The sequence below is a fragment of the Streptomyces sp. NPDC104226 genome, from assembly GCF_055584085.1.
Genome location: NZ_JBVJMS010000010.1, coordinates 180,128 through 191,432, shown reverse-complemented (window position 1 = coordinate 191,432; position 11,305 = coordinate 180,128). Strand labels below are relative to the sequence as shown.

General features: G+C 69.9%; 7 protein-coding genes. 6 read left to right on the top strand and 1 reads right to left on the bottom strand.

Annotated elements, in window-relative coordinates; translation table 11 throughout:
- The first annotated feature begins 157 nt into the window (after positions 1 to 157).
- The 3 genes from ACZ60J_RS29455 to ACZ60J_RS29445 all read left to right on the top strand — a co-directional run bounded on the left by ACZ60J_RS29455 (position 158) and on the right by ACZ60J_RS29445 (position 3,278).
- A complete protein-coding gene (locus ACZ60J_RS29455; RefSeq protein ID WP_250738617.1) occupies positions 158 to 760 on the top strand; it encodes a PadR family transcriptional regulator in 603 nt (200 codons plus the stop codon).
- A gap of 49 nt (positions 761 to 809) precedes the next feature.
- Positions 810 to 1,892, top strand: a complete 1,083-nt coding sequence (locus ACZ60J_RS29450; RefSeq protein WP_469686468.1) for an inositol-3-phosphate synthase — start codon at positions 810 to 812, stop codon at positions 1,890 to 1,892.
- Positions 1,893 to 1,997: 105 nt separating this feature from the next.
- Positions 1,998 to 3,278, top strand: a complete 1,281-nt coding sequence (locus ACZ60J_RS29445; protein ID WP_469686466.1) for an MFS transporter — start codon at positions 1,998 to 2,000, stop codon at positions 3,276 to 3,278.
- A gap of 56 nt (positions 3,279 to 3,334) precedes the next feature.
- Here the strand turns inward: ACZ60J_RS29445 and ACZ60J_RS29440 are convergent, their stop codons facing one another.
- Entirely contained in the window at positions 3,335 to 4,777 is a 1,443-nt protein-coding gene (locus tag ACZ60J_RS29440) for a CCA tRNA nucleotidyltransferase (RefSeq protein WP_469686464.1), read from the bottom strand.
- 187 nt (positions 4,778 to 4,964) lie between these two features.
- Between ACZ60J_RS29440 and ACZ60J_RS29435 the strand changes: the two genes are divergently transcribed.
- From ACZ60J_RS29435 to ACZ60J_RS29425, 3 genes are all read left to right on the top strand, one after another.
- On the top strand, positions 4,965 to 7,235 hold the full coding sequence (locus tag ACZ60J_RS29435) for a DUF6049 family protein (protein ID WP_469686463.1): 2,271 nt from the start codon (positions 4,965 to 4,967) through the stop codon (positions 7,233 to 7,235).
- 46 nt (positions 7,236 to 7,281) lie between these two features.
- Positions 7,282 to 9,459, top strand: a complete 2,178-nt coding sequence (gene murJ / locus ACZ60J_RS29430; RefSeq protein ID WP_469686462.1) for a murein biosynthesis integral membrane protein MurJ — start codon at positions 7,282 to 7,284, stop codon at positions 9,457 to 9,459.
- A 117-nt stretch (positions 9,460 to 9,576) separates the two neighbouring features.
- Positions 9,577 to 11,304, top strand: coding sequence for a protein kinase family protein (locus tag ACZ60J_RS29425; protein ID WP_469686460.1), 1,728 nt, complete (start codon positions 9,577 to 9,579; stop codon positions 11,302 to 11,304).
- Position 11,305: the final 1 nt, after the last annotated feature.

Here is an 11,305-nt window from a genome sequence, read left to right as displayed (position 1 = left end):
CCCAAATCAGGCAACTTGCCTCGCGCAAATCAGCGATGTGACGCCGGTCACCGTGTCACCACTTGTAGCTGACGGCCACCCGTTCTATCGTCTGGATGTATCGAGTCGATACATCAGCTCGACATAAAGACTCCGAGGCGGAGGAAAGGGCAGGCGGATGAGCAGGCGCTCAGGCATCCTCGAGTTCGCTGTTCTCGGCCTGCTCCGCGAATCCCCCATGCACGGATACGAGCTGCGCAAGCGGCTCAACACCTCGCTGGGGGTGTTCAGGGCGTTCAGTTACGGGACGCTCTACCCCTGCCTCAAGACGCTCGTCACCAACGGATGGTTGATCGAAGAGCCGGGCAACGCCCCGGAAGACGCTCTCGCCGCTTCACTCGCAGGGCGCCGCGCCAAGATCGTCTACCGGTTGACGGCAGCAGGTAAGGAGCACTTCGAGGAGCTCCTCTCCCACACGGGCCCCGATGCCTGGGAGGACGAGTCCTTCGCCGCCCGCTTCGCCTTTTTCGGCCAGACCGAACGAGACGTGCGCATGCGGGTGCTGGAAGGCCGTCGCAGCCGCCTTGAGGAGCGCCTGGAGAAGATGAGCGCCTCGCTGGCTCGCACACGCGAGCGGCTCGACGACTACACGCTCGAGCTGCAGCGCCACGGCATGGAATCCGTGGAGCGCGAAGTGCGCTGGCTGAACGAGCTCATCGAGAGTGAGCGGGCGGGACGGGATCAGAGACGACCCGGTCCGTCCGACGAAACTGCAAAGTGAGGTCTGCATCTCGCAGGCCTCGTCCGAGAACAAACAGGGAGCAACCGGAATGGGTTCGGTTCGCGTAGCCATCGTCGGCGTAGGCAACTGCGCCGCCTCGCTGGTGCAGGGCGTCGAGTACTACAAGGACGCCGACCCGGCGGCCAAGGTCCCCGGTCTGATGCACGTCCAGTTCGGCGACTACCACGTGAGCGACATCGAGTTCGTCGCCGCGTTCGACGTCGACGCGAAGAAGGTCGGCCTCGACCTTTCGGACGCCATCGGCGCCAGCGAGAACAACACCATCAAGATCTGTGACGTCCCGAACGCGGGCGTGACCGTTCAGCGCGGCCACACCCACGACGGCCTGGGCAAGTACTACCGCCAGACCATCGAGGAGTCCGCCGAGACCCCGGTCGACGTCGTCCAGGTCCTCAAGGACCGTCAGGTCGACGTCCTGATCTGCTACCTCCCCGTCGGTTCCGAGGTCGCGGCGAAGTTCTACGCCCAGTGCGCCATCGACGCCAAGGTCGCCTTCGTCAACGCCCTCCCGGTCTTCATCGCCGGCACCAAGGAGTGGGCCGACAAGTTCACCGAGGCCGGTGTCCCGATCGTCGGCGACGACATCAAGTCCCAGGTCGGCGCCACCATCACGCACCGCGTGATGGCGAAGCTGTTCGAGGACCGCGGTGTCCGTCTTGAGCGCACCATGCAGCTCAACGTCGGTGGCAACATGGACTTCAAGAACATGCTCGAGCGTGACCGCCTCGAGTCGAAGAAGATCTCCAAGACGCAGGCCGTCACCTCGCAGATCCCCGACCGCGAGCTCGGCGAGAAGAACGTCCACATCGGCCCGTCCGACTACGTCGCGTGGCTCGACGACCGCAAGTGGGCCTACGTCCGCCTCGAGGGACGCGCGTTCGGCGACGTCCCGCTGAACCTCGAGTACAAGCTCGAGGTGTGGGACTCCCCGAACTCCGCCGGTGTCATCATCGACGCCCTGCGCGCCGCGAAGATCGCCAAGGACCGCGGCATCGGTGGCCCGATCCTGTCGGCCTCGAGCTACTTCATGAAGTCCCCGCCGGTGCAGTACTTCGACGACGAGGCCCTGGCCAACGTCGAGAAGTTCATCAAGGGCGAGGTCGAGCGCTAGTCGAACCCCGGCGTCCGCAAGGACACCTGGACTTCGAGAGCTCTTCCACGGAGGGTCCCCGGGCAATGTGCCCGGGGACCCTCCGTGTGTGTGACCCTTTCCCTCATGGCTGTCGTACGTGATCTGGGCGTACTCCTGCGTCTGCGGGACTTCCGCAAGCTGCTCGCCGTACGGCTGCTCTCGCAGGCCGCCGACGGGGTCTACCAGGTCGCCCTCGCCGCCTACGTCGTCTTCTCCCCGGAGAAGCAGGCCTCGCCCGCGGCCATCGCGTCGGCCATGGCCGTACTCCTGCTGCCCTATTCGGTGATCGGCCCCTTCGCGGGAGTCCTGCTGGACCGCTGGCGCCGCCGCCAGGTCTTCCTCTACGGAAACCTGCTGCGGGCCTTCCTCGCCTGCATCACCGGCATGCTGATCGTGGCGCACGTCCCCGACTGGCTCTTCTACGCCTCGGCCCTGTCCGTCACCGCGGTCAACCGCTTCGTCCTGGCCGGGCTCGCGGCCTCCCTGCCACGGGTCGTCGGGCCCGGTCAGCTGGTCACCGCGAACGCCCTCTCACCCACCGCGGGAACGCTCGCCGCCGTCGCCGGCGGGGGACTGGCCTTCCTCGTCCGCGTACTCGCCGACGACTCCGACGCCCTGGTCGTCCTCCTCGGAGCCGGCCTCTACCTGTGCGCGGCCCTGGTCTCCCTGCGCCTGGCCCTGGATCTCCTCGGGCCCGACCACCCTCCCGGGCGGATCAACCCGACGGTCCTCCAGGGGATCGCCCTCACCGTGCGGGGCCTGGCCGAAGGCCTGCGCCACCTGGCCTCCCGGCGCGAGGCGGCACGGGCGCTCACCGCCATGACCGTCATGCGGTTCTGCTACGGGGCCCTGTTCGTCACGCTGCTCATGCTCTGCCGCTACGCTTGGTCGGACAACGAGGCCGACGGGCTGGCCCTGCTGGGCGTCACGGTCGGCGTTTCCGGGGCCGGGTTCTTCGCGGCCGCCGTCGTCACTCCGTGGCTGGTGGGCCGGCTGGGCGCCCTCGGCTCCATCACCCTGTGCGCCGCGGGCGCCGCGGTGCTGGTGCCGGCACTCGGCCTGTTCTTCGCGCCCGGGCCGATGCTGGCGGCCGCCTTCGTGCTGGGCCTGGCCACCCAGGGGGCCAAGATCTCCACCGACACCGTGGTGCAGTCCCAGGTGGACGACGCCTTCCGCGGCCGCGTCTTCTCCATCTACGACGTGCTCTTCAACGCCGCCTTCGTCGGCGCCGCCGGGGTGGCCGCACTCGTGCTCCCCCTCGACGGGCACTCCGTCCCCCTGATCATCGGGGTGGCCCTGCTCTACGCCGCGACCGCCGCGCTCCTCATGCGTCAGGGCGATGTTTCACGTGAAACATCGCCCTGACCACAACACGACCGGCTCGCCGCCGCGATGTTTCACGTGAAACATCGGGACGACCCTCAGGCCTGAGCGGCCCACCACTCCTTGAGGGCGGCCACCGCAGCCTCGTGCTCCATGGGACCGTTCTCCAGCCGCAGCTCCAGCAGGAACGCGTACGCCTTGCCGATCACCGGGCCGGGGCCCACATCGAGGACCTGCATGATCTCGTTGCCGTCGAGGTCGGGCCGGATCGCGTCCAGCTCCTCCTTCTCCTGCAGCTGGGCGATGCGCTCCTCCAGCCCGTCGTAGGTGCGGGAGAGCGCGTTCGCCTTGCGCTTGTTGCGCGTGGTGCAGTCGGAACGGGTCAGCTTGTGCAGGCGGTCCAGCAGCGGACCGGCGTCACGGACGTAGCGCCGCACGGCCGAGTCGGTCCACTCCCCGTCCCCGTACCCGTGGAAGCGCAGGTGCAGCTCCACCAGCCGGGCCACGTCCTTGACCATGTCGTTGGAGTACTTGAGCGCGGTCATGCGCTTCTTGGTCATCTTCGCGCCCACCATCTCGTGGTGGTGGAAGGAGACCCGTCCGTCGCTCTCGAACCGACGCGTCCGGGGCTTGCCGATGTCGTGCAGCAGGGCCGCGAGCCGCAGGACCAGGTCCGGGCCGTCCTCCTCCAGTGCGATCGCCTGCTCCAGCACGATCAGCGAGTGGTCGTAGACGTCCTTGTGCCGGTGGTGCTCGTCGCTCTCCAGCCGCAGCGCCGGCAGCTCCGGCAGCACGTGCTCGGCCAGCCCCGTGTCCACGAGGAGCCCCAGGCCCTTGCGCGGGTGCGCGGACAACAGGAGCTTGTTCAGCTCGCCCTGGACCCGCTCGGCCGAAACGATCTCGATGCGGCCGGACATCCCCGTCATCGCCGCCACCACGTCCGGGGCGACCTCGAAGTCGAGCTGCGCGGCGAACCGCGCCGCCCGCAGCATCCGCAGCGGGTCGTCGGAGAAGGAGTCCTCGGCAGTGCCCGGGGTGCGCAGCACACCCGCACGGAGGTCCTCCAGACCTCCGTGGGGGTCCACGAACTCCTTCTCGGGCAGCGCGACGGCCATCGCGTTCACCGTGAAGTCGCGGCGGACCAGGTCCTCCTCGATGGAGTCGCCGTAGGAGACCTCCGGCTTGCGCGAGGTCCGGTCGTAGGACTCCGAGCGGTACGTGGTCACCTCGATCTGGAAGCCGTCCTTCTGCGCCCCGACCGTGCCGAAGGCGATGCCGACGTCCCAGACCGAGTCGGCCCACGGCCTGACGATCTTGAGGACGTCCTCGGGCCGCGCGTCGGTGGTGAAGTCGAGATCATTGCCGAGGCGCCCGAGCAGCGCGTCGCGGACGGACCCGCCGACCAGGGCGAGGCGGAAACCCGCCTCCTGGAAACGGCGGCCGAGCTCGTCGGCGACAGGGGCGATCCGCAGCAGTTCACTCACCGCGCGGGCCTGCCCCTGATTCAGGACACTGGGGTTGTCTTCGTTGGCGTTCGGCACAACAGAAAAGGGTACGTGCCCGGCCCGCCGCGAGCTCCCGTCTTTTGCGGCCACCCCGGCCCGCGGCCGCTCCGGGGCGGGCCCGATCATGTGGAGCAAGGCGCGGCACTCGCGCACAGCGGGCCTCGTTACCATGCGTGGACGCACAAACGACGACCACTGACACTCCGAGGGACGGGCGAGCGCGTTGGCCGAGGCGGCAGACATCCAGGGGGCGTCCCTCGCCCCTGCCCGGCGGCGCTGGCTGCGACGCGCGGTCGTCCTGCTCGCCGGGACCCCGGTGCTCGCCGGGCTGGTCTACTCGCACGTGCCCGAAGCCCAGGCAGCCGACACCGCGGCCACCGCCGTCGACGTCCAGCTCGACGCCCTGACACCGAGCGCACCGGTCAAGGGCGACACCCTCACCATCTCGGGCACCATCGTGAACAAGGGCTCCGAGAAGATCACCGACGCACACGTGGGTCTGCGGGTCGGACCGGCGCTGGGGGACCGCAGCTCCATCGAGGAGGCCGCCGAGCGCGGCGGATTCCGGGCGGGTACCGACCCGGCGGAAGTCGGCCCCGAGTTCGCCGTGAAGATCGATTCGCTGGCTTCGAAGGTCAGCCAGCCCTTCACCCTCAAGGTTCCGGTGAACAAGCTGGGCCTGGACGAGGACGGCGTCTACCAGCTCGGCGTCTCCGTATCGGGGGAGACCTCGAGCCGCCAGTACGAGCAGGTCCTCGGCATCAAGCGGACCTTCCTGCCCTGGCAGCCGGAGCCGGCCGCCAAGCGCTCCCAGCTCGCGTACGCCTGGCCGTTGATCTCCACCACGCACCTGACCGCGGAGACCGGCTCCGACGAGCTGCAGACCCCCGTGTTCCTCGACGACAGCCTCGCCGACGAGCTGCGGACCGGCGGCCGCCTGGAACAGATGGTCACCCTCGGCAAGGACCTTCCCATCACCTGGGTCATCGATCCGGACCTGCTCTACACCGTCGATGCCATGACCAAGGGCTACCGGGTCCGCACGCCCGAGGGCCGGACCGTCCCGGGCAAGAACAAGGCCATCGCCGAGCAGTGGCTGAGCTCGCTGGAAAGCGCCGTCCAGGGCAAGAAGGTCGTCGCCCTGCCCTTCGCGGATCCGGATATCGCTTCTCTCGCCCACCGCGGCAAGGACGTCTCCGGCACCCTGGGCCAGCTGCGGCCGGCCACGGACAAGGCGAAGCAGGCCGTCGAGACCGTCCTGCACGTCCCGGCGAGCACCGACTTCTCCTGGCCCGTGGACGGCGCCATCGACCCGTCGATCGTCAACGTCGCGACGTCGGCCGGTGCCCACAACGTCCTCACCCGCAGCGACAGCCTCCAGGAGACCGGCGCCCTCGGCTACACCCCGTCGGCCGCGCGGCCCATCGGCGCGGGGACCACGGCCGTCGTCGCCGACGCCGACCTCTCCACCGCGTTCCAGGGCGACATGCTCCGCGCCGGGAACTCCACCCTCGCGGTGCAGCAGTTCCTCGCCCAGACCCTCGCCCTGAACCTGCAGAAGACCGACAACCAGCGCAGCTTCGTCGTCGCTCCGCAGCGGATGCCCAGCTCCAGCCAGGCGCAGACGATGGCCGCCGCCATCCGGGGTCTGCAGTCGGGCCGCTGGAGCCAGGGCGTGGACCTGGAGGCGGCCGCCGCGGCGACCCCCGACCCCCGCGCCGCCACCCAGGTCCCGGGAGCCGGCCAGTACCCCGGGGCGCTGAGCAAGCAGGAACTGCCGGTCTCCGCCTTCGAGAAGATCCGCACCACCGAGAACACGCTCGGCCACTTCAAGGCGATCCTGACCGCGCCCGACCGCGTCGAGATCCCCTTCGGCAACACCACCAACCGGGAGATGTCCTCCTCGTGGCGCGGCCGCCCCGACGAGGCGCGGGCCTACCGGGACCAGGTGCAGCAGTACCTGGTCCGGCTCACCGAGAAGGTCAAGATCATCCCGAAGTCCGACGCGACGCTCTCCGGACACAGCGCGACCATCCCGGTCACCGTCCAGAACAGCCTCGTCCAGGACACCCACAACCTGGTCCTGCGACTGCAGTCCTCCAACCCGACCCGGCTGATGTTCGGCGACAGCGGCGAGGCCCAGCAGGAAGTCGCGATCCAGGGCGGGCACAGCCAGACCGTGAAGTTCCCTGCCAACGCCACCGCGAGCGGCCCGGTCTCGGTCACGGCCCAGCTCTTCACCACCGACGGCGTGCCCTACGGAAAGGCGCGCAAGTTCACCGTCGAAGCCACCGAGGTGACCCCGACCGTCATGCTCGTCATCGCGGGCGGTGTCCTCCTCCTCGTGCTGGCCGGCATCAAGATGTACGCAAGCCGCAAGCGTGTCGCGGCACGCAGCGCCGCGGAGGAGAGCACGCAGCAGAGTGACGAGTCCCCGGACACCGGACCGCAAAGCGCGGACGCGTCCGGCACGGGTGAGACAGTGGACCGTTGAGCGATGCCGTGGCCGGTCGGCCTGGGGACGATGAGGTGGGGTTTCGATGAACGCGCCGTACGAAGGTGACCGCGCGCAGGGCACTGGCGGGCCCGCGCCCTCCCAGGGCACTGCCCCCGGCGCCCCGGTGCCGGGACAGGTTCCCGCGCCCGCGCCCGCGCCGGACCACGACCCCTATGTCCAGGACGCCTACGCCTACGACCCGTACCGGGCGCAGGACCTCTCCGCCCAGGATCCGGTGGCGGAGGTCCTCTACGACCGGGCCTCGCACCCGCCGCCACCGCCCGGCACCTTCCAGGAGCCCGGCCCGCTCTACGCGGCCCCGGCCGCCCCCTCCTACGCCCCGGACCCGCGGGTGTGGGCCCAGACCCCGCCGCCCGAGCCGGACGGCCCCTCCCGGCACCTTCCCTACGGGGACCACGCCACGACCACGCAGTTCGTCGGCGTGGACTCCCTCGTGACCAAGGCCGCCGACCAGGACCCCCGCCCCGACGCCTTCGCCCACCTCTACCGGGACCAGGACGCGGCGCCCCGTACGCCCGCCGAGGACGCACCCGTGGCCGCCCCGGCGCCGAGCAAGCCCGCCGGACGCGCCTCCAGCCTGCTCAAGTCCAGCGCCCTGATGGCCGCCGGCACCATCGTCTCCCGCATCACCGGCTTCCTGCGGACCCTGGTGATCGCCGGGGCGATCGGCGTCGCCACCCTCAACGACAGCTACCAGGTCGCCAACACCCTGCCGACGATGATCTACGTCCTGGTCGGCGGCGGCGCCCTCAACGCCGTCTTCATCCCGCAGCTCGTGCGCGCGATGAAGAACGACGAGGACGGGGGAGAGGCGTACGCCAACCGGCTGCTGACCCTCGTCATGGTCCTGCTGGGCGCCGTCACCGTGGTCTGTGTGCTCGCGGCCCCGCTGTTCATCGGCATGATGTCGCAGAAGATCGCCGACGACCCGGCCCGCCTGGACGTGGCCGTCGCCTTCGCCCACTACTGCCTGCCCACCATGTTCTTCATGGGCGTGCACGTGGTCCTCGGTCAGATCCTCAACGCCCGCGGCCGGTTCGGCGCGATGATGTGGACCCCGGTCCTCAACAACATCGTCGTCATCGCCACCTTCGGCGCCTTCATCTGGGCCTTCGGCGGCTTCACCACCACCGGCGTCACCGAGGCCGGCATCACCCCCGAAGGCGTCCGGCTCCTGGGCCTCGGCACCCTGCTCGGCCTCGTCGTCCAGTCCCTGGCGATGCTTCCCTACCTGCGCGACGCCGGCTTCAAGCCGCGCCTGCGGTTCGACTGGAAGGGCCACGGCCTCGGCAAGGCCGCCGGCCTGGCCAAGTGGACGTTCTTCTTCGTCCTCGCCAACCAGCTCGGCCTCATCGTCGTCACCCAGCTCGCCACCTGGGCGGGCGAGGTGGCCGACAAGCAGGGCCACGGCGGTACCGGCATCACCGGCTACAACTACGCCCTGCTGCTCTGGCAGATGCCGCAGGCCATCATCACCGTCTCCGTCATGACCGCCGTCCTGCCGCGCATCTCCCGGTCCGCCCACGACGGAGACGCCGCCGCCGTCCGCGACGACATCTCCTACGGACTGCGCACCTCGGCCGTCGCGATCGTGCCCTGCGCCTTCGCGTTCCTCGCCCTAGGCGTCCCCATGGCAGGCCTGCTCTACGCCGGTTCCGGCACGCAGAGCGCCCAGAACATCGGCTTCATCCTGATGGCCTTCGGCCTCGGACTGATCCCCTACTCCGTCCAGTACGTGGTCCTGCGCGGCTTCTACGCCTACGAGGACACCCGGACGCCCTTCTACAACACGGTCATCGTGGCCGCCGTCAACGCAGGCATGTCCGCCGTCGCCTTCTTCGTACTCCCCGCCCGCTGGGCCGTCGTCGGCATGGCCGCCGCCTACGGCCTCGGCTACGCCGTGGGCGTCGGCGTCGCCTGGCGCCGACTGCGCACCCGCCTCGGCGGCGACCTCGACGGCGCGCACGTGAGGCGCACCTACACCCGGCTCATCGGCGCCTGCGTCCCCGCCGCCGCCGTGGCCGGCGCCGTCGCCTTCGCCGTCCTGCACTTCATCGGCAGCGGAGCCCTCGGTTCCCTCACCGCCCTGGTGGCCGGCGGCATCTCCCTGGCAGCGGTGTTCCTCGTCGCCGCCAAGCGGATGCGCATCGAAGAACTCAACGCCATGGTCGGGATGGTCCGCGGGCGCCTGGGACGCTGATGGGTACAACCATCCTGTCCTCTGGCGTGTCGTGCAGATCGGTGGACTGTGGGCACAATTGGCATGGCTTCGCAGACTGGCCGACAGCGCGCAACGGATGGGGAGGCGGGGACGACGGTGGCGGAACGTAGCACGGCTGCCGTCGACGTGGCCGACAACAGCGGCGACGAGCCGCTGGCCGCGGAGACGGCCCAGGCCACGGCCGACGGGGTGGACACCCAGAACGGACAAGCCGCGGACGGAACCATGCCCGAGAAGGACGGCGAACGCAGGACCCCGGCACCTGCTGCCGCGCCCGAGCTGCACAGCGGCCACAAGCTGGCCAGGCGCTACCGGCTCGAAGAATGCGTCACCCGTCTGGACGGATTCAGCAGCTGGCGCGCGATGGACGAGAAGCTGCGCCGGGCCGTGGGCGTCCACCTGCTGCCCGCCGACCACGCCCGGGCCCGCGCCGTCCTGGCCGCAGCCCGCTCCTCGGCCCTGCTCGGCGACCCCCGGTTCGTCCAGGTCCTCGACGCCGTGGAGGAGAACGACCTCGTCTACGTCGTCCACGAGTGGCTGCCCGACGCCACGGAGCTCACCGCGGTCCTCACCGCCGGCCCCATGGAGCCCCACGAGGCCTACCAGCTCGTCAGCCAGGTCTCCCAGGCCATGGCCGCCGCGCACCGCGAAGGCCTCGCGCACCTGCGCCTGACCCCCAGCGCCATACTGCGCACCTCCACGGGCCAGTACCGCATCCGCGGCCTCGCCGTGAACGCCGCCCTGCGCGGCATCACCAGCGAGACCCCGCAGCGCACGGACACCGAGGCCATCGGCGCCCTCCTGTACGCCTCGCTCACCCAGCGCTGGCCCTACGAGAACGACGCCTACGGCCTCACCGGCCTGCCCAAGGGCGTCGGCCTGATCGCCCCCGACCAGGTCCGCGCGGGCGTGCACCGGGGTCTGGGCGAGCTGGCCATGCGCGCCCTCGCCAACGACGGGGCCACCGCCTCGCGGCAGGAACCCGCCTGCACCACCCCGGAAGAGCTCTCCAAGGCCGTGGCCGCGATGCCCCGCATCCGGCCGCCGGAGCCCACGTTCACCGCTCCTCCGGAGTACCAGCACACCACGTACCAGCAGGGCAGCTACGGCAGGCCCCAGGGCCCCGGCATGCCCACCGCGCAGGTCCTCACCGTCGTCCCCCCGCCGCCGCCCCTGCAGAGCCGCACCGGGCGCGCCCTCAAGTGGGGCGTGGCCGCCCTGCTGATCGCCGCCCTCGGGCTGGGCAGCTGGCAGCTCGCCGACACCCTGCTCAACCGCAACAACCAGGGCACCACCAGCGGCAGCCAGACCAGCCACGAGAACCCCGCGGACACCACGGAGAAGCCGGCGCCCGTGCCCCTCACCATCTCCGGTGCCCGCGAGTTCTCCGTGGACGACAAGGAACAGGCCCCCGGAACCGTCAAGAACACCTTCGACGAAGACTCCTCCACGTTCTGGCGCACCAAGTTCTACCTCGACGGCCCCGACCTGAAGACGGACTACAAGGCCGGCGTCGGCATCGTCTACGACCTCGGCGCCGAACACGAGGTCAGCAGCGCCTCCATAGAGCTGCGGTTCGCGGGTGACCACACCACCACCACGCTCTACGCGGTCGATTCACTGGCCCCGTCAGCCAAGATCTCCTCCATGACGAAGATCGCCACGTCCACGACCACGAACACCAAGTTCGTCATGACCGCGGCGAACCCGGTCAAGACCCGGTACGTCCTCCTCTGGATCACCGCGATGCCGTGGGCTCCTGCCGACACCTACACCGGTGCCGGGTACAAGCAAGCCATCACGGACGTGAAGTTCACGGGCTGAC

What these genes read in the sequence shown, in the direction of transcription:
- ACZ60J_RS29455 (WP_250738617.1), top strand. Translation starts at nt 158, where the DNA reads ATGAGCAGGCGCTCAGGCATCCTCGAGTTCGCTGTTCTCGGCCTGCTC.
- ACZ60J_RS29450 (WP_469686468.1), top strand. Translation starts at nt 810, where the DNA reads ATGGGTTCGGTTCGCGTAGCCATCGTCGGCGTAGGCAACTGCGCCGCC.
- ACZ60J_RS29445 (WP_469686466.1), top strand. Translation starts at nt 1,998, where the DNA reads ATGGCTGTCGTACGTGATCTGGGCGTACTCCTGCGTCTGCGGGACTTC.
- murJ (WP_469686462.1), top strand. Translation starts at nt 7,282, where the DNA reads ATGAACGCGCCGTACGAAGGTGACCGCGCGCAGGGCACTGGCGGGCCC.